Source organism: Neisseria sicca (genome assembly GCF_017753665.1).
Taxonomy (GTDB): Bacteria; Pseudomonadota; Gammaproteobacteria; order Burkholderiales; family Neisseriaceae; genus Neisseria; species Neisseria flava.
This window is the reverse complement of sequence record NZ_CP072524.1, coordinates 1,125,277-1,145,257: the sequence shown is the minus strand read 5'-3', so window position 1 is coordinate 1,145,257 and position 19,981 is coordinate 1,125,277. Positions and strand designations below refer to the sequence as shown.

The 19,981-nt window shown below is 50.0% G+C and carries 19 protein-coding genes, 2 tRNA genes and 6 pseudogenes; 18 read left to right on the top strand and 9 right to left on the bottom strand.

Annotated elements, in window-relative coordinates; translation table 11 throughout:
* Positions 1-38: 38 nt before the first annotated feature.
* The 3 genes and pseudogenes from J7445_RS05380 to J7445_RS05370 form a co-directional block, all read left to right on the top strand.
* On the top strand, positions 39-233 hold the full coding sequence (locus tag J7445_RS05380; RefSeq protein WP_003757858.1) for a phospholipase D-like domain-containing protein: 195 nt from the start codon (positions 39-41) through the stop codon (positions 231-233).
* Positions 203-364: pseudogene (locus J7445_RS12515) on the top strand (deaminase domain-containing protein); the annotation flags it as partial. The gene J7445_RS05380 and the pseudogene J7445_RS12515, both read left to right, overlap by 31 nt.
* 18 nt (positions 365-382) lie before the next feature.
* Positions 383-568, top strand: a pseudogene (locus J7445_RS05370) (hypothetical protein); the annotation flags it as partial.
* Positions 569-714: 146 nt separating this feature from the next.
* Here J7445_RS05370 and J7445_RS05365 read toward each other — a convergent pair.
* Positions 715-1,722 carry an IS5 family transposase gene (locus J7445_RS05365; RefSeq protein WP_209283352.1) on the bottom strand — a complete coding sequence of 336 codons (1,008 nt, stop codon included), beginning with the start codon at positions 1,720-1,722 and terminating at the stop codon, positions 715-717.
* Positions 1,723-1,785: 63 nt separating this feature from the next.
* Positions 1,786-2,100 (bottom strand): annotated as a pseudogene (locus J7445_RS05360) (transposase); the annotation flags it as partial.
* A gap of 182 nt (positions 2,101-2,282) precedes the next feature.
* Here J7445_RS05360 and J7445_RS05355 point away from each other — a divergent pair.
* Both J7445_RS05355 and J7445_RS12215 read left to right on the top strand, forming a co-directional pair.
* Positions 2,283-2,468: pseudogene (locus tag J7445_RS05355) on the top strand (transposase); the annotation flags it as partial.
* Positions 2,469-2,612: 144 nt separating this feature from the next.
* Positions 2,613-2,819 (top strand): annotated as a pseudogene (locus J7445_RS12215) (hypothetical protein); the annotation flags it as partial.
* On the opposite strand, the gene J7445_RS05350 reads toward J7445_RS12215, so the two are convergent.
* Positions 2,787-2,954 (bottom strand): hypothetical protein, encoded by a 168-nt coding sequence (locus tag J7445_RS05350; RefSeq protein WP_176662394.1) that lies wholly within the window; start codon positions 2,952-2,954, stop codon positions 2,787-2,789. The pseudogene J7445_RS12215 and the gene J7445_RS05350 sit on opposite strands and share 33 nt — an antisense overlap.
* Positions 2,955-2,980: 26 nt before the next feature.
* Here J7445_RS05350 and J7445_RS05345 point away from each other — a divergent pair, with 26 nt between their 5' ends.
* From J7445_RS05345 to J7445_RS05300, 10 genes are all read left to right on the top strand, one after another.
* On the top strand, positions 2,981-3,616 hold the full coding sequence (locus J7445_RS05345; protein WP_019271478.1) for a phospholipase D-like domain-containing protein: 636 nt from the start codon (positions 2,981-2,983) through the stop codon (positions 3,614-3,616).
* 90 nt (positions 3,617-3,706) lie between these two features.
* Positions 3,707-4,759, top strand: coding sequence for an ABC transporter permease subunit (locus tag J7445_RS05340; protein WP_016687013.1), 1,053 nt, complete (start codon positions 3,707-3,709; stop codon positions 4,757-4,759).
* Positions 4,760-4,794: 35 nt separating this feature from the next.
* Positions 4,795-4,971, top strand: a complete 177-nt coding sequence (locus tag J7445_RS05335; RefSeq protein ID WP_168162004.1) for a hypothetical protein — start codon at positions 4,795-4,797, stop codon at positions 4,969-4,971.
* Positions 4,972-5,014: 43 nt separating this feature from the next.
* Positions 5,015-6,037, top strand: coding sequence for an ABC transporter permease (locus J7445_RS05330; protein WP_070689051.1), 1,023 nt, complete (start codon positions 5,015-5,017; stop codon positions 6,035-6,037).
* Positions 6,038-6,146: 109 nt separating this feature from the next.
* Complete coding sequence (locus tag J7445_RS05325; protein WP_209283277.1) at positions 6,147-7,688, top strand: fatty acid--CoA ligase; 1,542 nt, start codon at positions 6,147-6,149, stop codon at positions 7,686-7,688.
* Between the two features lie 192 nt (positions 7,689-7,880).
* Positions 7,881-9,428 carry an ABC transporter ATP-binding protein gene (locus J7445_RS05320; protein WP_209283276.1) on the top strand — a complete coding sequence of 516 codons (1,548 nt, stop codon included), beginning with the start codon at positions 7,881-7,883 and terminating at the stop codon, positions 9,426-9,428.
* A gap of 150 nt (positions 9,429-9,578) precedes the next feature.
* Complete coding sequence (trxA, locus tag J7445_RS05315) at positions 9,579-9,911, top strand: thioredoxin TrxA (RefSeq protein ID WP_003763849.1); 333 nt, start codon at positions 9,579-9,581, stop codon at positions 9,909-9,911.
* A gap of 97 nt (positions 9,912-10,008) precedes the next feature.
* Positions 10,009-12,036 carry an excinuclease ABC subunit UvrB gene (gene uvrB / locus J7445_RS05310; protein ID WP_209283275.1) on the top strand — a complete coding sequence of 676 codons (2,028 nt, stop codon included), beginning with the start codon at positions 10,009-10,011 and terminating at the stop codon, positions 12,034-12,036.
* 24 nt (positions 12,037-12,060) lie between these two features.
* Positions 12,061-12,711 (top strand): hypothetical protein, encoded by a 651-nt coding sequence (locus J7445_RS05305; RefSeq protein WP_070495245.1) that lies wholly within the window; start codon positions 12,061-12,063, stop codon positions 12,709-12,711.
* Positions 12,712-12,930: 219 nt separating this feature from the next.
* Complete coding sequence (locus J7445_RS05300) at positions 12,931-13,479, top strand: SMI1/KNR4 family protein (protein ID WP_209283274.1); 549 nt, start codon at positions 12,931-12,933, stop codon at positions 13,477-13,479.
* Positions 13,480-13,677: 198 nt separating this feature from the next.
* Here the strand turns inward: J7445_RS05300 and J7445_RS05295 are convergent, their stop codons facing one another.
* From J7445_RS05295 to J7445_RS05285, 3 genes are all read right to left on the bottom strand, one after another.
* On the bottom strand, positions 13,678-15,663 hold the full coding sequence (locus tag J7445_RS05295) for a slipin family protein (protein WP_209283273.1): 1,986 nt from the start codon (positions 15,661-15,663) through the stop codon (positions 13,678-13,680).
* Positions 15,664-16,131: 468 nt separating this feature from the next.
* Positions 16,132-16,207, bottom strand: a tRNA-Met gene (locus tag J7445_RS05290).
* A 5-nt stretch (positions 16,208-16,212) separates the two neighbouring features.
* Positions 16,213-16,282: transfer RNA gene (locus J7445_RS05285), tRNA-Glu, on the bottom strand.
* A gap of 249 nt (positions 16,283-16,531) precedes the next feature.
* On the opposite strand from J7445_RS05285, the gene J7445_RS12360 reads away from it, so the two are divergent.
* Positions 16,532-16,663: a hypothetical protein gene (locus J7445_RS12360; protein ID WP_267894338.1), complete on the top strand. Its 132-nt coding sequence runs from the start codon at positions 16,532-16,534 to the stop codon at positions 16,661-16,663.
* 149 nt (positions 16,664-16,812) lie between these two features.
* Here J7445_RS12360 and J7445_RS12510 read toward each other — a convergent pair.
* A pseudogene (locus J7445_RS12510) lies at positions 16,813-16,923 on the bottom strand (IS5/IS1182 family transposase); the annotation flags it as partial.
* Between the two features lie 220 nt (positions 16,924-17,143).
* Between J7445_RS12510 and J7445_RS12505 the strand changes: the two are divergent.
* Complete coding sequence (locus tag J7445_RS12505; RefSeq protein WP_099048457.1) at positions 17,144-17,233, top strand: IS3 family transposase; 90 nt, start codon at positions 17,144-17,146, stop codon at positions 17,231-17,233.
* Positions 17,234-17,319: 86 nt separating this feature from the next.
* Here J7445_RS12505 and J7445_RS05275 read toward each other — a convergent pair whose 3' ends face one another.
* Both J7445_RS05275 and J7445_RS05270 read right to left on the bottom strand, forming a co-directional pair.
* Positions 17,320-18,639 carry an MFS transporter gene (locus J7445_RS05275; protein WP_209283272.1) on the bottom strand — a complete coding sequence of 440 codons (1,320 nt, stop codon included), beginning with the start codon at positions 18,637-18,639 and terminating at the stop codon, positions 17,320-17,322.
* A gap of 326 nt (positions 18,640-18,965) precedes the next feature.
* The gene (locus J7445_RS05270; protein WP_209283271.1) at positions 18,966-19,838 is read right to left on the bottom strand and encodes an ABC transporter ATP-binding protein; all 873 of its coding nucleotides are present in this window, start codon (positions 19,836-19,838) and stop codon (positions 18,966-18,968) included.
* A 9-nt stretch (positions 19,839-19,847) separates the two neighbouring features.
* Here J7445_RS05270 and J7445_RS12355 point away from each other — a divergent pair, with 9 nt between their 5' ends.
* Positions 19,848-19,979, top strand: coding sequence for a hypothetical protein (locus J7445_RS12355; protein WP_280530525.1), 132 nt, complete (start codon positions 19,848-19,850; stop codon positions 19,977-19,979).
* The last annotated feature ends 2 nt before the right edge of the window (positions 19,980-19,981 follow it).

Sequence of the window (19,981 nt, the reverse complement as noted above, 5' to 3'; positions counted from 1 at the left end):
CCGCGAATAAATCAAATAAACATTGCGGAAAGAAGAAAATGGCAAAATTTTTAAATACCAGCGGTACAACGTATTACTTGGAGGAGTTAATTAAAAATGCACAGGAACGGCTTTATTTGATTAGCCCTTATCTAAAATTAAACGATAGGGTAAAAGAGCTTTTAGAAGACAAAGACCGCATGAAAATCGATGTGCGGATTGTAATGGAGAATATAAATTACTTGAAACTATAGCACAGCAACTCGGAAATAATCGTAATGTATCAGGTAGAATTGATCTATTTACAGAATTAAAGGCCTGTCAATCTTGCAGCAATGTTATTTTAGAGTTTAGAAATCGCTATCCAAATATTCAATTAAATATTTTACAGGAAAATAGAATCATGGAAAAAATAAAAAATTATATAGAATTCAAGAAATTATTTAAAAATATAACGGAAAAATTTGTCAGAGATTTAGATATAACATTAATTGAAGCAGCTGAATATTCTATAATTGAATTCGAAATTTATTTATCTGAATATCCGGAAGATAGTACATTTATTTTTACAGCATGGGCAATCTATCTGAGACCTTTGCAAAATTCCTTTTCCCCCAACAGCCGAAACCCAAACACAGGTTTTTGGTTGTTTTCGCCCCTAATTGCTCCTAATTTTACCCAAATACCCCCTTAATCCTCCCTGGATACCCGATAATCAGGCATCCGGACCGCCTTTTAGGCGGCAACAGGCACACTTAGCCTGTTAGCCGCTTTCAACAGGTTCAAACACATCGCCTTCAGATGGCTTTGCGCACTCACTTTAATCAGCCCGAAATAGGCTGCCCGGGCGTAGCGGAATTTACGGTGCAGCGTACCGAAGCTTTGTTCGACCACATAACGGGTCTTCGACAAATATCGGTTGCGTTTGGTTTGCACTTCCGTCAGCGGACGGTTGCGGTGGGCTTTGCGCATAATGCCGTCCAGCAACCGATGTTCTTTCAGATGTTGCCGGTTTTCCGCACTGTCGTAGCCTTTGTCGGCATAGACGGTCGTATCTTTGGCTATACCTTCCAGCAAAGGCAACAGGTGGTTGCACTCATGGGTATTGGCGGGAGTGATGTGCAGTTTCTCGATATAGCCTTCCTCATCGGTACGGGTATGTTGTTTGTAACCGAGTCTGTAGAGGCCGTTTTTCTTTGTCCAGCGAGCATCTTTGTCTTTGCTCGGTGTGGTTTGGCCGCTGACTTGTCCTTCTTCATCGACTTCTATGGCTTGACGCTGTTTGCTGCCGGCGGTCTGAATAATGGTGGCGTCAATGACGGCGGCAGATGCTTTCTCTATTTTTAGGCCTTTTTCGGTCAGTTGGCGGTTAATCAGTTCCAGCAATTCGGACAGGGTGTCGTCTTGCGCCAGCCAGTTGCGGTAGCGGCATAAGGTGCTGTAATCGGGGATGCTCAGTTCGTCGAAACGGCAAAACAGGTTGAAATCGATGCGGATGATGAGGCTGTGTTCGAGTTCGGGATCGGAGAGGCTGTGCCATTGTCCGAGCAGGACGGCTTTGAACATGGACAACAGGGGATAGGCGGGACGGCCGCGGTGGTCTCGGACGTAACGGGTTTTTTGACGATTCAGGTATTGCTCGATCGGCTGCCAACCAATCACCTGATCCAACTTCAATAATGGGAAGCGGTCGATGTGTTTGGCAATCATGGCTTGTGCGGTTTGCTGGAAGAAGGTGCTCATGAGAAATCCCCTAAATGTCTTGGGAGGGAATTTAGGGGATTTTGGGGAATTTTGCAAAGGTCTCAGCCTGTTAGCCGCTTTCAACAGGTTTAAACACATCGCCTTCAGATGGCTTTGCGCACTCACTTTAATCAGCACGAAATAGGCTGCCCGGGCGTAGCGGAATTTGCGGTGCAACGTACCGAAGCTTTGTTCGACCACATAACGGGTCTTCGACAAATACCGGTTACGTTTGGTTTGCGCTTCCGTCAGCGGACGGTTGCGGTGGGCTTTGCGCATAATGCCGTCCAGCAACCGATGTTCTTTCAAATGTTGCCGGTTTTCCGCACTGTCGTAGCCTTTATCGGCATAGACGGTCGTACCGTCGGCTATACCTTCCGAGACCTTTGCAATAACATAGGTTACTAAAATTTTATGCTCAATCTCATTTTCAAAATGCAAAACCTTTCTGATTTTTCCTACTTTTTGCTCAATATTAGGAAGGTTTTAGTCAATTGAAAATTTTTTAGTGCATTTTTATGCGTCAAATTTCGTTAGCAGACTATTTTTGCAAAGGGCTCAACCGGTATTTGTCGAAGACCCGTTATGTGGTCGAACAAAGCTTCGGTACGTTGCACCGCAAATTCTGCTACGCCCGGGCAGCCTATTTTGGTCTGTGTAAAGTGAGTGCGCAAAGCCATCTGAAGGCGATGTGTTTAAACCTGTTGAAAGAGGCTAACAGGCTAAGTGTGCCTGTTGCCGCCTAAAAGGCGGTCCGGATGCCTGATTATCAGGTATTCGGGGAGGATTCAGGGGGCATTTGGGTAAAATCAGGAGGTGTTAGGGGGAAAAATAGCTGAAAACCTGTGTTTGGGTTTCGGCTGTCGAAGGAGGGGCTTTTTTGCAAAGGTCTCTATCTGTTAGAAAATAACTGTCTCAATGAAAGAGGAAAAGATAATTTTTTCATCGCGGAAATGAAAAAATGTTATCAACAAACTAATTTGGATAGAATAAAATCTATCTATTCTTCGAGTGACTATCATATTTTTGCTAAGGATGTAAACAAGATTCAACAAACATTTAAATTAAATCTTGCCAATATCATTCAGCAAGAGTAGCAACTGTATTTTTAACCCCGTCGGGCAAAAATACCAAAAACGGTAAATCACTAAAAATACTTTTATACCGCCGCCGCAGCAAGCTGTAGCCTGCATGAAACCTAAAATCCATGCGTAAGGTGTGTGCTCCCGCACGCACGCGTTCCATAATTTACGGCTCAATGCAGTCTGAAAAGCTCACAATTTTTCAGTATGGTAAAAGTGAATTGCAGCCATCAGAGGCAGCTTGGTTGAAAAATTTAAATTATGTTCGTACAAGCTATTGTCCGAATCTTCATGCAAAATGTTACGTCAGCGAAGATGCTTGCATTATTACAAGCCTGAATTTATATGAATTCAGCCAAGTAAATAATAATGAAATGAGTATCTTGCTGAAACGTAGTGAAGATGGAGAAGTCTATCAAGATGCTTATAGCGAAGCGCAGCGTATTATCCGTATTAGCGACGAAGTTAAGATTTCAGTTGACGTAGTAGAAAAAGAGCAAGTTTCGCAGAAAAATCAGAATATAGAAATTGCTAAAAAATACGATACGTTGACTGTCGCTAAGCTGGCAGAAAAATGGGGCGTAACAACGGAAGAATGCAATGCGAAACTGTGTCATGCAGGCTTGCAGGAAATAGACGGTAAGTTCTACCGTTTGACAGATACAGGTAAGAAAGCCGGTGGGCTTATCAAAAAAGGACGTTACGGATATTTTATTGTGTGGCCGGATAGTTTGACATTGGAAATGGTCGAAGCGGCTGGCAATAATCAGAAAGATTTGCTGGATAAGTTTATTAGCTGGCTTATCAGTTAAATTTTTTACAAGTATTAAAAGTATAGGTCGTCTGAAAGCAATCCGTACTTTTCAGACGACCTTCAAACCCAAATAGAGGAATACCCAAGCATGTACCGTTACATCCTCCACCGCCTATTACTCTTAATCCCCACGCTGTTGGGGATTTTGGCGATTACTTTTGCCGTTATCCAATTTGTGCCGGGCGGGCCGGTCGAGCAGATGGTGCAGCAGTTGACGCATGGTGCGGTCAGCGGCGAGACGGCGAATGCGACGGCGGGCAATATCATGAAAAACGGCAACCGCATCAGTCCGGAAGATTTGGCGGCGTTGAATGCGCTGTACGGTTTCGATAAGCCGCCGCTGACGCGGTTTGCGGATATGGTGTGGCGGTTTGCCCGTTTTGATTTGGGCAAGAGTTTTTTCCATCATGAAACCGTGTTCGAGCTGGTCAAACAGAAAATGCCGGTGTCGATGAGCTTGGGCTTGTGGACGTTTTTCCTGACTTATCTGATTTGTATCCCGTTGGGCATTGCCAAGGCGGTGCGCGACGGCAGCCGTTTTGATGCGGTAACGGGGATGGTAGTGCTGGTCGGTTATACCATACCGCCGTTTGTGTTGGGTTTGGTGCTGCTGGTGTTATTCGGCGGCGGCAGCTTTTTTGCGTGGTTCCCGCAGGGCGGTTTGGTCGGCGATGATTTCGATACGTTGTCGTGGGCGGGCAAAATTAAGGATTATCTGTGGCACATGGCGCTGCCGATTACGGCTTCGGTGGCGGGCAGTCTGGCGGTAACGACGGTTTTGACGAAAAACGTGTTTCTTGAAGAAATCCGCCGCCAATATGTTTATACCGCCCGCGCCAAGGGTTTGCCGGAAAAGCAGATTTTGTGGAAACACGTTTTCCGCAACGCGATGATTCCGCTGATTACCGGCTTTCCCGCTGCCTTTATCGGCGCGTTTTTCACCGGCAGCCTGCTGATTGAAACCTTGTTCTCGCTCGACGGGCTGGGGCTGCTTTCTTACGAGGCGGTGATGAAGCGCGATTATCCGGTGGTGATGGGGACGCTGTATGTGTTCACGCTGATGGGTTTGCTGGCGAAATTGGTGTCGGATATTTCTTATTCGTGGGTCGATCCGCGCATTCATTTCGGCGGACAGAAATAGGTCGTCTGAAAACTTAAAGAATTTTGGAGTTAAATATGATTAAACGTTTAAAAGATATTTCTGAAGAAAGCCGCAAACATAAAAACGATGGTGCAAAAGTAGTCCGTATGGAATTGCAGGATGATGAAGCAACCAAACGGTTGGTCATACATAGTGCAAAGCGCGTAATTGCCGCGCATAAGTCAGAATTGGAAAAGTTGGCTTATAAGTAATCTCCATGGTTGAATATTCAGACGACCTTTGTGCAATCCAATTATGAAAACACACACCTCAAACCCCACTTGGCAGGCTTTCAAGCAACACAAACGCGGCTGGTTCGCGTTGCGGGTTTTGGCCGTTTTGTTCGCTGTTGCGCTGCTTGCGCCTTTGTGGAGCAACGACAAGCCGTTGTGGATACGTTATCAGGGCGAATATTATTTTCCGCTGGTAAACGAATACAACGAAACCGTGTTCGGCGGCGATTTCGATACGCCTGCCGATTACCTCGACCCGCTGATACGCGGCAACATCACATCAAACGGCAATTACGCCGTTTATCTGCCCAATCCCTACGATGCCGATACGCTCAATGATTTCGACACGCAGCCCGACCCTGCAAGTCCGTCCGAAAGGCACTTGCTCGGCACGGACGACCGCGGTCGCGATGTCTTGGCGCGTTTGGTTTACGGATTCCGCGATTCCCTGTTGTTTGCCCTTGCGCTGACTTTGGTAACGACCGTAATCGGCGTGATCACCGGCGCGGTGCAGGGTTATTTCGGCGGCAAGACCGACCTTTTGATGCAGCGTTTTATCGAAATCTGGGGCGGGATGCCGGAACTTTATCTGCTGATTATCCTGTCTTCGTTTTTTAATCCCAGTTTGTTGATTTTGCTGGTGTTGCTGTCGCTGTTCGGCTGGATGGGGCTGTCGGACTACGTCCGCGCCGAGTTTTTGAAAAACCGTCAGGCAGATTACGTTTTGGCGGCGCGTTCGATGGGCGTGGGCAACCGCGCGATTATGTGGCGGCACATCCTGCCCAACAGCCTGACGCCCGTATTGGCATTTCTGCCTTTCCGCATCTCCGGCGCGGTGCTTGCGCTGACCAGCTTGGATTTCCTCGGTTTGGGCGTTCCCGCGTCGCAGGCGAGCTTGGGCGAACTCTTGGCGCAGGGCAAGGACAACTTGGACGCTTGGTGGATAGGCTTGTCCACCGTCGGTACGCTGACGGTTATGCTGCTTTTGCTGGTGATGATAGGCGAGGGTTTGCGTCAGGCGTTTGACGTGCGCGCTAGGGGATAGTATAAGCACGGAAATTCTGAGGGAGCGCCCATTGATGGGTAACCCGTGCCTTCAGGAGTTTCAGACGACCTCTATAATATTTTACTCACTTAATTTTTGAAGAATTACAATGAATCAAACACACAACACAAATTTCTACGAAATGCTGGCCGCTGCCTGCCGTAAAAACGGAAAAGGTACTGCGGTGTTCAACGACAAAGAAAAAACCACCTACCACGCACTCAAGCAGGAAGTCGATGCCGTAGCCGCATATCTGCAAAATATGGGCGTCAAATTCGGCGACAAAGTGGCTTTGGCGGTATCCAATTCGCCAGAGTTTATCAGCGCCTATTTTGCCGTCTCCGCCATCGGCGCGGTTGCCGTACCGATGAATACGTTTTTGAAAAACAACGAATACGCATATATTTTGAACGACTGCAAAGCGCGGTTTATGTTTGCTTCGGCAGGTTTGCAGAAAGAATTGAAGGGGCTGAAAAAACAGACCCGCGTCGAGAAAATCATTTGGATAGGAGAAGCGAAAGCAGCGGACGAAGCCGATGTGCGTTTTGAAGAAGCGCGCCGTTTTTCGGGTACGCCCGATTTGAGCCGCCAGCCGAAAATCGATGATTTGGCGCATATTATTTACACTTCCGGCACAACAGGCCATCCTAAAGGCGCGTTAATCAGCTATGGCAACCTGTTTTCCAACCTTGAAGGCATCGAGCGCATCTTTAAGATTACCAAACGCGACCGCTTCGTCGTGTTCCTGCCGATGTTCCACAGCTTTACGCTGACGGCCATGGTGTTGCTGCCGATTTATATGGCGTGTTCGATTATTTTGGTGAAATCCGTTTTCCCGTTCTCCAACGTTTTGAAACAAGTTTTATTCAAACGCGCGACCGTGTTTTTAGGCGTACCCGCGATTTACACCGCCATGAGCAAAGCGAAAATCCCTTGGTATTTCAGATGGTTCAACCGCGTCCGTCTGTTTATCAGCGGCGGCGCGCCTTTGGCGGAACAAACCATCCTCGACTTTAAAGCGAAGTTCCCGCGTGCCAAGCTTTTGGAAGGCTACGGCTTGAGCGAATGCTCGCCCGTCGTCGCCGTCAACACGCCCGAAAGGCAAAAAGCCCGCAGCGTCGGTATCGCCTTGCCCGGATTGGAAGTCAAAGCCGTCAACGACGAATTGGTCGAAGTGCCGACGGGCGAAGTAGGCGAACTCATCGTCAAAGGCGGTTCGGTCATGCAGGGCTACCTGAATATGCGCGATGCCACGGACGAAGCCATCGTTAACGGCTGGCTGAAAACAGGCGATTTTGTCACGATAGACGAAGACGGCTTTATCTTTATCGTCGACCGCAAAAAAGACCTGATTATTTCCAAAGGGCAAAACGTTTATCCGCGCGAAATCGAAGAGGCGATTTACAAACTTGACGCCGTCGAAGCCGCAGCCGTCATCGGCGTGAAAGACCAATATGCCGACGAAGAAATCATTGCCTTTATCCAACTCAAAGACGGCGAAACGTTGGACGAAGCCGACGTGCGCGCCCATTTGCGCGGACATTTGGCGAATTTCAAAATCCCCAAACAGATTTACTTTAAAGACGAACTGCCGAAAAACGCTACGGGCAAAGTGTTGAAACGGGTGTTGAAAGAGCAGTTTCAGAAATAATAAGCGTTCAGACGACCTCGGTTTGCGGGTTTGAATCAGAGGTCGTCTGAAAAGCAGAAAGCCGATGTTTGTTGGGCGCGTTTCTTGTAAACCATCAGATATGGCTTATTGCTTCGTAAAGATTTCTGCCCGTGCGGCGGGTATTGCCGATTTGATTCCAACCGTTTTCCGTTTTCAGACGACCTCGATACCATGACGAAACCCATCCTTGAAATTGAAAACCTAAACGCCTTTTTCCCCGGCAAGCAAGTCCTGCACGATGTCAGCCTGACCGTACAGACCGGCAGGAAACTGGCATTGGTCGGCGAGAGCGGCAGCGGTAAAACCGTGTTGGCGCAGGGCATTATGCGGCTGAATCCGCTGGTGTCGTTTGACGGTCGTCTGAAATTCGACGGCAACGATTTGCTGACCCAATCCGAACGCGCCCTGCAAAAGCTGCGCGGGCGGGAAATCGGCATGGTGTTTCAAGAACCGATGACCGCGCTTAACCCCGTGATGCGCGTCGGCGCGCAGATTGCCGAAGTGCTGACCCTGCATCTGGGTTTGGACAAAAAACAGGCATGGGCGAGGGTGGTCGAACTCTTGGCGGAAACCGGCATCCGCGAGCCGGAGCAGAAAGCCTTTGCCTATCCCTTCCAGCTTTCCGGCGGACAGCGGCAACGGGCGATGATTGCGATGGCGGTCGCCGCCGAACCCAAGCTCCTGATTGCCGACGAACCGACCACCGCCTTGGATGTCGCCGTGCAGGCGCAGATTCTCGATTTGTTGGCGCGCTTGCAGCAGGCGCACAACATGACCATGCTCTACATCACCCACGACCTGAACCTTGTCCGCCGCTTTGCAGACGATGTCGCCGTGATGCGCGGCGGACGCATTGTCGAAACGGGCGCAGCGGCGGAAGTGTTCGCCCGCCCTCAACACGAATACACGAAAATGCTGTTGAACGCCGGTGCCGCACGCAAGATCGTACCTTTGGCGGACAACCCCGCCACCGTCTTGCAGGCGGAGCAGCTTTCCGTTGCCGTCAAAGAAACGGCGGGCTGGTTCAAAAAACGCAGCAAAACCCTGCTGGAGCCGGTTTCCTTCGATTTGAAAGCGGGCGAAACGCTGGGCATCATCGGCGAGAGCGGCTGCGGCAAAACCACGCTCGCAAAAGCCGTGATGCACCTTATCGACGCGGAAGGTCGTCTGAAAATCAACGGCGAAGCCTGGACGCGCGAATCGAGGCGCGACATCCAAATGGTGTTCCAAGACCCCTTCGGCGCATTCAACCCGCGCATGAACGTCTTTAATATCGTTTCCGAAGCCCTGCGCGTCCACGAACCCGATTTGTCCCGCGCAGAAATGCGGCAGCGCGTGCAAGACGTATTGCGTCAGGTCGGGCTGCCCGAAGACGCGCTCGAACGCTATCCGCACGCCTTTTCCGGCGGACAACGCCAGCGGCTCGCCATCGCCCGCGCCATCATCGTCCGCCCGAAAATCCTCGTTTTGGACGAACCCACCAGCGCGCTCGACGTACAATGGCAACAACAGATTCTGGAGCTGCTCGCCGATTTGCAGAAAAAACACGGTCTCAGCCTCATCATCATCAGCCACGACCTCGCCGTCATCCGCGCCCTGTCGCACCGCGTGATGGTGTTGAAAGACGGCAAAGTCGTCGAAGAGGGAGGCTGCGAAACTGTATTTGCCAACCCTTCCAGCGATTACACGCGCCATCTGATGAGCTTTAGGGCAGGCTGAACTGTCGGATAGGTCGTCTGAAAAACATTAGCCAATCCCGATGGCAACCTTACAAAAAAGCTATTACACTTTTGCAACACTTGAAATTTTCAGCTCCAAGCCCTATCCTGCACAACATCTGATTCAATTTGACACAAAAAGGAAAAACTCATGAGCAGCGAACTGATTATCCACACCTCCGATGCAAATTTCGAACAAGACGTTTTGAAATCCGACGTCCCCGTATTGCTGGATTTCTGGGCACCTTGGTGCGGCCCTTGCAAAATGATCGCTCCGATCTTGGACGACATCGCCGCCGAATTTGAAGGTCGTCTGAAAGTCGTCAAACTCAACATCGACGATAACGAAGCTACCCCAGCCAAATTCGGCGTGCGCGGTATCCCGACGCTGATGGTGTTCAAAAACGGCGAAAACGTCGCTACCAAAGTCGGCGCATTGGCAAAAGGTCAATTGACTGCATTTGTAAACGCTTCTTTGGCTTAAGTTTCAACAACGCAAAAGGTCGTCTGAAAATTTTCAGACGACCTTTTTGCTATAATTTCCCTTTTCCCCGAACTAGAAAACAGGTACAGGCGGCAATATGGAAGTCATCCAATACCCAAATTCCCCCTTCAAACTCCACCAACCCTTCCCCCCTGCCGGCGACCAGCCCACCGCCATTGCCGGCCTGCTCGAAGGGCTTTCAGACGGCCTTGCCTATCAAACCCTGCTCGGCGTAACCGGTTCGGGCAAAACCTACACCATGGCGAACGTCATCGCCCAAAGCGGCCGCCCCGCCATCATCATGGCGCACAACAAAACCCTTGCCGCCCAGCTCTACGCCGAAATGCGCGAGTTTTTCCCTGAAAACGCGGTGGAATATTTCGTCTCCTACTACGACTATTACCAGCCCGAAGCCTATGTGCCCAGCCGCGATTTGTTCATCGAAAAAGACAGCGCGATCAACGAACACATCGAACAAATGCGCCTTTCCGCCACCAAAAACCTGATGACGCGCGACGACGTAATTATCGTCGCCACCGTGTCCGCCATTTACGGTATCGGCGACCCAACCGAATATCAACAAATGGTGTTGTCCGTCAAAGAAGGCGACACCATTGAGCAGCGCGACATCATCGCCACGCTCGTTTCCATGCAGTACGAACGCGGCGATTTGGATTTTAAACGCGGCAGCTTCCGCGTGCGCGGCGACGTGATTGACGTTTACCCTGCCGAAAGCTCCGAAAACGCCTTGCGCATCAGCCTGTTTGACGACGAAATCGACCGCCTCGATATGTTCGACCCGCTTTCAGGCAGCCTGCACCAGCGCGTCGGCCGCTACACCGTCTTCCCGTCCAGCCACTACGTTACCCCGCGCGACACCGTATTGCGCGCCTGCGAGTCCATCAAAGAAGAATTGCGCGAACGCATCGAATTTTTCGCCCGCGAACAACGCCCCGTCGAACAACAACGCATCGAACAGCGCACCCGTTTCGACCTCGAAATGCTCTACGAAATGGGCTTCTGCAAAGGCATCGAAAACTACTCCCGCCACTTCTCCGGCAAAAAAGAAGGCGAACCGCCGCCCACGCTGATGGACTACCTGCCCGACAACGCCATCATGTTCATCGACGAAAGCCACGTTACCGTTACCCAAATCGGCGGCATGTACAAAGGCGACGCATCGCGCAAGCAAAACCTCGTCGATTATGGCTTCCGCCTGCCTTCCGCCCGCGACAACCGCCCGCTCAAATTCCACGAATTTGAAAAAGTCATGCCGCAAACCGTCTTCGTTTCCGCCACCCCCGCCAAATACGAAGAAGAACACGCCGGACAAGTGGTCGAACAAGTCGTCCGCCCCACCGGGCTGGTCGACCCCCAAATCATCATCCGCCCCGTCGCCACCCAAGTCGACGATTTAATGAGCGAAATCAACGACCGCATCCAAAAAGGCGAACGCGTGCTCGTTACCACCCTAACCAAACGCATGGCGGAGCAACTCACCGACTATTACAGCGAACTCGGCATCAAAGTGCGCTACCTGCACAGTGACATCGACACCGTAGAGCGCGTTGAAATCATTAGAGATTTGCGGCTCGGACTGTTTGACGTACTGGTCGGCATCAACCTCTTGCGCGAAGGCCTCGACATCCCCGAAGTCTCCCTCGTCGCCATCCTCGATGCCGACAAAGAAGGCTTCCTGCGCTCCCACCGCAGCCTGATTCAAACCATAGGCCGCGCCGCGCGCAACGTGAACGGCGTCGCCATCCTGTACGCCGACAAAATCACCGACTCCATGAAAGCCGCCATCGACGAAACCGAACGCCGCCGCGAAAAACAGATTAAATTCAACGAAGAACACGGCATCGTGCCACAGCAGATTAAAAAACAAGTCAAGGACATCATCGACGGCGTGTACCACGAAGAAGACAGCGGAAAAGGCCGTCTGAAAGGCAAAAACAAGGTTAAAGTCGGCGAAATCCACAACGAAGAAGATGCGATTAAAGAAATCGCCAAACTGGAAAAGGCTATGCAGCAGGCGGCTAGGGATTTGCAGTTTGAAGAGGCGGCTGTTCTTCGTGATAGAATACGGGGAATTAAAGAGAGTTTGTTGTTTGGGGCTGATTAGTTTTGCAAAATTTAGGAGATCAAAATGGAGAAAATCTTAGAGATAATTATTAAATACCTTGAAGAAGGCAACTATAAGATCGCAACAATAATCATAGGGTTATTGTTGCCAGTAGCTATTGTTTGGAAATCCAAAGATTTTTTAGAATACTGGTCTAATAGACAAAATTTTCGCCGGAGGCTTTTAGAAGAAATTATTAATAAAATACAAAAAACAGAAATAAAAAATTTCTTGGAGGGTGAGTTAATTAAAGAATATTTTGTCCGCGTATTTAAATTTAATGCGGAAGTTATATTTATAGAGAAATTGATTGATTTCCATTCCTTTTTAAATGGAGAGTTTACTTTTAATCAAATTATAAAGAGTAAGAGGTATATAAAATTCAAAGAAGGGAAACTTTCTATCAAGACTTCATTTGTTGATTGGGTAATAGATGCGCTAATATACTATGTGATTGCTTTTATATTATTTATATTCGCTGCATCAATAATATTGTTGTTAAATTTTGCATCTTGGCAATATAGTTTACGTGGGTTGTTTGTATTTATTGCGGGAGTAGTCATTTTTATTTTCAGTGTATTGATACGGATCCAAGCAATCCCATACGAAAATGCAAAAAAATTACAACTTAAATTAGAACAATTTGATAATCAACAATTAGACTATCATATTTAATAAATGTATATAATAAAATAAGCAAGCGTAGGTTGGGTCAAGACCCAACCTACATTTTGCTCAATTACCATATAATAAAAAGGTCGTCTGAAAACCGTGATTCTGTTTTCAGACGACCTTTGTTTCATTCCAAGCAACAAATATAATGGCTCAAAGACTGATTTCTTCCTGTTGGTTCAATACTCAACAAAATCCATTTTGAAAAAGAACTCTCCCATCATGACCTATCCGCAAGCCCTGCAACAACTTCAATACTGGCTGACAAACAACCAAGCATCTCACGCAAACCACCTAAATTTCAATGCACATCCCCTTTCAACCGATGAATTGCAGGCGATACGTGAATATACGCAAAACAAGCTGCCTGAAAGCTATTATTTATTTTTACAGCAATGCGGTACGGGGGATTTCTTTTATTCGTGGTACACCAGCGTGATAGATCAAACCGTATCGCAAACGCCCAAAATAGAAATCTACAATCTCGCCCAATTGAAAGAACAAAACCTCTATTACCAACAACTATTGCGCGAAGAACTTGACGACCTACCGCCTGACGAACACCCCGACATAGGCGAAATCTTTATCATCGGAGCGCATCACAGCATGGGAGATTGGTTCGGCTTCGACCTTTCCCGTGCCGAACCTAACTTCGATATTTTTATCCACGATGCTGCCAATCCAGCTACCTATGCCGAAGAAGCCCAATGGCGGCGATTTGAAGACTGGATCATCCGTTGTGTAGAAAGCGAGGGCGAAGATACACTCTAACTGGCGTAAATACCCGCTCTACGCTTGCTGTTCGTTCAGTCAATAAGTGGGCGGGTGCAGGCTACGGATTGCTGCATGATGTACAGTATAAAATATTGCGCGTTTTTTTCTAATTATTATGAAAAGCAGCCTGCACTTCGATTTTTGAAAGTGTAGGCTGCTTTTGTACCGTGCGGCGTGTTCAGGCGGCCAAAAATCCTATTTCGGCTGCTGAATATTAATCAAGCCTTTCAACACGCCGTCCAATCCGCCGTATACCGAAATCTTGTCGATTTTCTCGGTAACTTTTTCCAATGTTTCCAATTCTTTCAGACGCAGGGCGGTCGGGTTTTCCTCCATCACGCGCGCGGTGTTCAGCAGCGAGCGTGTGGCGGCGGTTTCCTCGCGGCGGCGGATGTTGTTGGCTTGGGCGGATTTTTCGGCTTCTACCACGCGCGTTAAGATGCTGCGGATTTCGCCCGGCAGGATAATGTCTTTCACACCCGCGCTGTCGATTTCCGCGCCCTGCGGCACTTTGGCGCGGATGAGCGCGGTCAGCTCCGTATCCAAGCCCTGTTTATCCGCCAATAGCGTGTCCATACTTTTACTGCCGATGAGCGCGCGGATGGCAAACTGCAATTCGCGGTAGAGATATTCTTCGGGCGATTGATGCTGGGCAAACCATTTGGGCGAGTCCGTAATCCGGTAGTTGCACACCACATTGGCGCGTACGGTAACCTTATCTTCAGTCAGCAGTTCCTGTCCCGATACTTCGCAAGTCTGCAAACGCAAATCCGCCACTTGGCTGCCGACCGTCTGGTTTACCAGCCAATAGTGGTAACGACCCTGCGTCAGAGGCGGTTGCTGCACGTTGTCGATATAGACCAAGCCCTGATGGTGTTCGGGTACGTTTACCGTGTGCACTGCATTTTTGAACACAGGATGGCCGCCGAAATTGATGTTCTGCAACTGCTTCACTGTGTCCGCATCGATTGCCAAACCTTGGGATAAATCAATACGTTGGATTTCATACGGCTGCGCCGCTTCGCGCCAGAACCACGCCGCTTCTTTGGGGCGGATCAGGTTTTGCAGCTTGCCGTTTTGCGACCACAGCAGCAATTCGTTTTCTCCGGCTTCCACGCGCTGCCAATGCGCCGCTGCGAGTTCGGGATTTTGCGCCGCCCATTGCGCCAGTTGCGCCGTATTTTCATACACGGGTATGCCTGTATCGGCAAACAGGGCTTTATGTTCCTCGCCCAACAGCAGCACATAATCGCCTTCACCCAGCACGCGCATCAGGCGGTTACGCTCGGTAATCAGCAGGCGTTCGTTGGCTTTAACGGTATATTTTTGCAGGGGTTTGTCTAACGTGGTGTGTGCCAGCAAAGCAGCCTGCACGTTTTCGGGCAGCCAGTATTCGGTTTTCGGCTGCGTGTGCGTTTCGATTTCTCCATTTTCAGGCAACCAAAACGCTGCGTGTTCGCAGCTTGCCACGACCTTTGCACCAAAATCCTGATGCCATGCCAACGTGTTTTGCCCCACAGGGCTTTCCAGCACCAGCCATTGCGGATTTTCAGGCTGCTCTTTCGCCCATTTCTGCGCGTCTTCCCATTGATGATACATTGCGTTGGCAGTGTGTTGCCGTTCGATTTCGATTTCGTTATTTTTCGCTCTCGCCTTGCTTTGCAGCAGATACCGCCCTTCGCCCAGCACGCGCTGCAAACGCCCGTTGATGCGGATAAGCAGGCGTTCGTGTTGCTCCACGACAAATTTCTCGCAGTTTGACGGCACTTGGTTGCGCAACAACAGCGTTTCCTGCACGTTTTCAGGCAGCCAGTATTCGTTGTGCGCCAGCGTGAGCGTGTTCAATTCGCCCTTTTCAGGACGGAAAAACGCCCAATAGTCCGTATTGTCGGTCATGGTGAATACGGGCATTTCATCGTGCCACACCAATGTATTGTGTCCGGCAGGGTTATGGACAATTTGCAGGAATTTTTCCGCCTTTTTGCGTTCCGAAGCGATTTTCAACAAACTGCCGATGCCGTTCCACTGCACATGCAGTACGGTCGCGTCCTGCTTGTGTGTTTCAATTTCCTTGCCCCAATGCCAAATAGTGTGATTCCCCGCATTGAGAACGGTGTGCAGGCCGCCATCCAGCAGAACGATAAGGCGTTCGGTGGGTTTGACGACGAAATTTTTGAACATGACGTTTCCTTTTTAAAATGGATTGGGCTTGGGCATTTCCGTTGCCCCAAACCCCGTTTCAGGCCGCCTGAAAACGGCAACCCGAAGAAATAGGGGCAACCTGCCGTTGCCGCTTGTGCAACAGTCAGAGGCGGCGGACCCGTGTGTGCATCGGGGAGCATGAAAGCAGCGCAGGGCTTGGGTTTCACATCTTGCCTAAACCGTTTTGCCGTGCGCTGGTAACGTGCCCGCCTTTGCGTCAGCCGGACCGCAAGCCTTGCCCGTTGTCTTTGCAGTGTGGCGGCGGATAGGTTTCAGACGACCCCAATGGTGCAGGCTGCCTGAAGCTTCTTCCGACCCCGCGCCGCGCAGAAAGCGGCAGCAGCAGGTTGCGGTACTGCGTTTTTGGTTTTTGAGACCAATAAATGTCGGTTTTACAAACCATTTTCTATCGTGACAGGATAGTGTCGGATAAAGCCCCGACAGGCTTGGTTTTGAATACAGGAATCGAACCTGTTACACAAGGATTATGAGTCCTTTGCTCTACCCAATGAGCTAATTCAAATGCTTGTGTTGCGGGAATCGAACCCGCTACCGCCAGAATGAAATTCTGATGCTCTACCGAGTGAGCTAAACACTTTCCATCAGCTATGTGTTATGGGATTCGAACCCACGTTTGCGGACCTAATGCCCGCCGTCTTATCCGCTAGACGAAACACGCTTTTGCCTTTGGTTTTCTGCTTTCCGCCACTTTCGTAGCGCAGGATACGGAATCGGCACGCCGCCCGCACAGTTCTGCCTGCCGTTAAACACGCAGAGCCGCCGCTAATCGCTTTGAAAAGCATGGACGGATTGTATTAAAAAGGCAGCCTGAAAACAAATATTGATTTTGCAGCAAGTCGTAGCCTGTATCTCCATCAGCCGCGTGCGTGGCTACGCCACACAAGCTACCTGCGGGAGGCCTAAATTTAAAACCAACGTGCAGGGTGTGTGCGGTACGCACGCGTTCTTTGCCGTTTAAACCGTTGTTTCAAAATTTCAGACGACCTTAAACGTCGTCTGAAAATCTTTAGCATAAAGGCCGTCTGAAAACCAATTTGGCGTTTGAACTGCACCCCAAAAGTTGGACACATACCTTCCAACCACCAAGGTGCAGTTTTTTTATGAGCAAATATATAGTGGATTAAATTTAAACCAGTACAGCGTTGCCTCGCCTTGCCGTACTATCTGTACTGTCTACGGCTTCATCGCCTTGTCCTGATTTAAATTTAATCCACTCCATGTAGAAATCAACAGTGTTGTTTACACTTTTGGCTTTTGCTTGAAGACCCGTTTGAGCAGCTATCCGGCATTGTCAAGAATGTCGATAGACACGGGAAACCCGCTCTGTTCTTGATAATGCCGGATAGCTGCCTAAGAATCATTCAAGCAAAAACAAAAGCTGTCCGCCGTAGAAAAAGTGTAAACAACGCGACGATTTCCTACACAGATAGATGACTATATGGATTACTACAATCGGGAGCGTTGCAGTTTGAAATTGAAAAAGCTGAGTCCTGTCGCATACAGAACCCAGCTTGCACAGAGTGCCTGAATAGGCTTTTATGAGTGTCCAAGATTTGGGGGCCAGTTCAGTTTTCAGACGGCCTTTTGCTGATTTTGGGTAGCGGATACGGTTGTTTAAGAGCTGATTTCCTCCAGCGTCCTGCCTTTCGTTTCTTCGCCCAATGCCAAAATCACCAATACAATCAGCATCATCACGCCGGCAAACATCATGAATATATTGCCGAATCCTTCGCTGCCGCCGACCATTTTGGCGACCACCATAGGCGCGAGGATACCGCCCACGCGTCCGATTGCGCCCGCCCAGCCGGAGGCGAAGGCACGGAAGCGGAGGGGGTAGAGTTCGGGCGTGTAGGTGTATAAAACGCCCCATGCGCCGAGGTTGAAGAACGACATCAGGCTGCCCCATGCCATGACTTCGGCGGCACTGCTGCTTTGCCCGAAAAACCACGCGCAGACGGCGCAGGCGGCGAGAAAGCCCGCCAAAGTTGCTTTGCGCCCGATTTTTTCCACCAATGCCGCTGCCGCGATATAACCGGGCAGTTGCGCGACGATCATCACCAGCACATATTCAAAGGTTTTGACCACCGTATTGCCTTGTTCGACCAAGAGTTTCGGCAGCCAAGTAAAAATGCCGTAATAGGAAAAGACGATGCCGAACCAAACCAGCCACAACATCAGCGTGCGCCGTGCGAAAGGCTGTTGCCACAGTTGTATGAAACGGATGCGCTGTTTTTGCTGTTGCGGCGGTGCTACGGCTGTTGCGGCGGGCGTAATCCCCGCTTCCTCTTCCAAGCGGCTGACCAGCCGGTGCGCTTCGTCCGTTTTGCCTTGCGAGAGGAGGTAGGGTACGGATTCAGGGATGAATTTCAACACCAGCGGGATATACACAATCGGCAACGCGCCGATTAAAAACGCGCTGTGCCAGCCGAATTTTGGGATAAAGAAATAGGAAGCGAGTGCTGCGGCAAGCCAGCCCAGCCCCCAAAAACTTTCCAGCAACACGATGAACCGACCGCGTACTTTCGGCGGGGCGTATTCGCTGACCAATGACACCGCGACGGGAAGCTGTCCGCCCAGTCCTACGCCGACAAAGAAGCGGCAGGTAAGCAGTGTTGCGATGTCGGGTGCAAAGGCGCATAGACCTGTCGCTGTGCTGTACACTGCCATGGTCGCGGCAAATACGGTTTTCCTTCCGAAGCGGTCTGCCAGCCAGCCGCTCGCTACTGCCCCCAGTGCCATGCCGATAAAGGCGATGCTGACTATCCAGCCCAGTTGCGCCGGCTGCAATCCCCATTCTTTGCCCAATGCGGGCAATATAAACGACACGATGCCGGTATCCATTGCGTCAAACAGCCAGCCGATGCCGACCAATACCAGTAATTTGTAGTGGAACCTGCCCGGCGGCAATGCTTGCAGGCGGGAAAGAATGTCCATCTTGATTCTCCTTTGGGGTTTTGAGGAAGTATATATAGCAGATTCGCTTGATTTTTGATACGGTACCTGCCAGCTGCCGTCATTCCCGCGTAGGCGGAAAACCATCGGAAACTTTGAACAACAGATGTTTGCAAAACGGTTGCCGAAATTCAAAAGTGGATTTTCGCCTGCGCGGGAATGACGACATAGATGCTTTTGATTTGGACTTACAATAGAGTTTTTGCGAAATTGGGTGTTACCGGAAAGTAGGCCTGGTGCTTGAGCGTGTACTGAAAATGGTTTGAGGTCGTCTGAAAACGATTGGGCAAAATCCGATATGTCCGTTTTCAGACGACCTTTTTCGAATCTTCTTGGTTTTCTTCTTTTGCCCAATGCTCCCTTACCCGCGCTTTGCCGTCCGCGTCCAAACGGCGGTAAAGATTGATGACTTCGTCGGCGGAGGCGGTGTTTTCCGGCTGCGCCGCGCCGAACAGGGAGCGCACATAATCATCCGCTGGATGGTTTTGAATATCCTGCGGCGTATCGACCTGCAACAGCCTGCCTTGGTGCATCACGCCGATGCGGCAGGCGAGTTTGGCGGCTTCGTTCATGTCGTGGGTAACGAAAACGATGGTGGTGCCGAGTTTTTTGTGAATCAACGACACGGTTTCCTGAAGGGAAGCGCGGGCGAGCGGGTCGAGGGCGGAAAAGGGTTCGTCCATCAGCAGGATGTCGGGTTTGGCAGCGATGGCGCGCAGGATGCCGATGCGCTGTTGTTCGCCGCCGGAAAGTTCGTGCGGATAGCGGTTTAGGTAGGTTTCGGGCGGCATGCCGACCAGCTCGAGCAGTTCGTTCACGCGCGATGTGCGCTTCGATTTGTCCCAGCCCAAAATGTCGGGCATCAGCTCGATATTCTGCCGCACGGTCATGGTGGGGAACAGGGCGATTTGTTGCAGCACATAGCCGATGCGGTGGCGCAGCCCGCGGATGTCGTAATCTTTGATGCGCCTGCCGTTGAAATAAACATCGCCGTCGGTTGGCTCGGTCAGCGCGTTAATCATTCGCAGCGTGGTGGATTTACCGCTGCCAGAACCGCCCACCAACACGAAAAACTCGCCTTGGTAAATGGTGAGGTTCAGTTCGTTTACGGCGGTGTGGTTGTCGTAGCGTTTGCTGACGTTTTTGAATTCGATTAAGGGAGTATGTTCAGGCTGCATCATAAATATCCTTTGCAATTTCGACAAAGCGGCGTGGCTCATGTTCCGAAAACTTTGGCAGGTCGTCTGAAAAGTGCAGGCTGCTTTTTGGGTTTTCAGACGACCTCCAAAGCAGCCTGCACTCAAGTATTTTGGATTGACTAACG

What these genes read in the sequence shown, in the direction of transcription:
- J7445_RS05380 (WP_003757858.1), top strand. Translation starts at nt 39, where the DNA reads ATGGCAAAATTTTTAAATACCAGCGGTACAACGTATTACTTGGAGGAG.
- J7445_RS05365 (WP_209283352.1), bottom strand. Translation starts at nt 1,722, where the DNA reads ATGAGCACCTTCTTCCAGCAAACCGCACAAGCCATGATTGCCAAACAC.
- J7445_RS05345 (WP_019271478.1), top strand. Translation starts at nt 2,981, where the DNA reads ATGCAGTCTGAAAAGCTCACAATTTTTCAGTATGGTAAAAGTGAATTG.
- J7445_RS05340 (WP_016687013.1), top strand. Translation starts at nt 3,707, where the DNA reads ATGTACCGTTACATCCTCCACCGCCTATTACTCTTAATCCCCACGCTG.
- J7445_RS05335 (WP_168162004.1), top strand. Translation starts at nt 4,795, where the DNA reads ATGATTAAACGTTTAAAAGATATTTCTGAAGAAAGCCGCAAACATAAA.
- J7445_RS05330 (WP_070689051.1), top strand. Translation starts at nt 5,015, where the DNA reads ATGAAAACACACACCTCAAACCCCACTTGGCAGGCTTTCAAGCAACAC.
- J7445_RS05325 (WP_209283277.1), top strand. Translation starts at nt 6,147, where the DNA reads ATGAATCAAACACACAACACAAATTTCTACGAAATGCTGGCCGCTGCC.
- J7445_RS05320 (WP_209283276.1), top strand. Translation starts at nt 7,881, where the DNA reads ATGACGAAACCCATCCTTGAAATTGAAAACCTAAACGCCTTTTTCCCC.
- trxA (WP_003763849.1), top strand. Translation starts at nt 9,579, where the DNA reads ATGAGCAGCGAACTGATTATCCACACCTCCGATGCAAATTTCGAACAA.
- uvrB (WP_209283275.1), top strand. Translation starts at nt 10,009, where the DNA reads ATGGAAGTCATCCAATACCCAAATTCCCCCTTCAAACTCCACCAACCC.
- J7445_RS05305 (WP_070495245.1), top strand. Translation starts at nt 12,061, where the DNA reads ATGGAGAAAATCTTAGAGATAATTATTAAATACCTTGAAGAAGGCAAC.
- J7445_RS05300 (WP_209283274.1), top strand. Translation starts at nt 12,931, where the DNA reads ATGACCTATCCGCAAGCCCTGCAACAACTTCAATACTGGCTGACAAAC.
- J7445_RS05295 (WP_209283273.1), bottom strand. Translation starts at nt 15,663, where the DNA reads ATGTTCAAAAATTTCGTCGTCAAACCCACCGAACGCCTTATCGTTCTG.
- J7445_RS12505 (WP_099048457.1), top strand. Translation starts at nt 17,144, where the DNA reads ATGGATTACTACAATCGGGAGCGTTGCAGTTTGAAATTGAAAAAGCTG.
- J7445_RS05275 (WP_209283272.1), bottom strand. Translation starts at nt 18,639, where the DNA reads ATGGACATTCTTTCCCGCCTGCAAGCATTGCCGCCGGGCAGGTTCCAC.
- J7445_RS05270 (WP_209283271.1), bottom strand. Translation starts at nt 19,838, where the DNA reads ATGATGCAGCCTGAACATACTCCCTTAATCGAATTCAAAAACGTCAGC.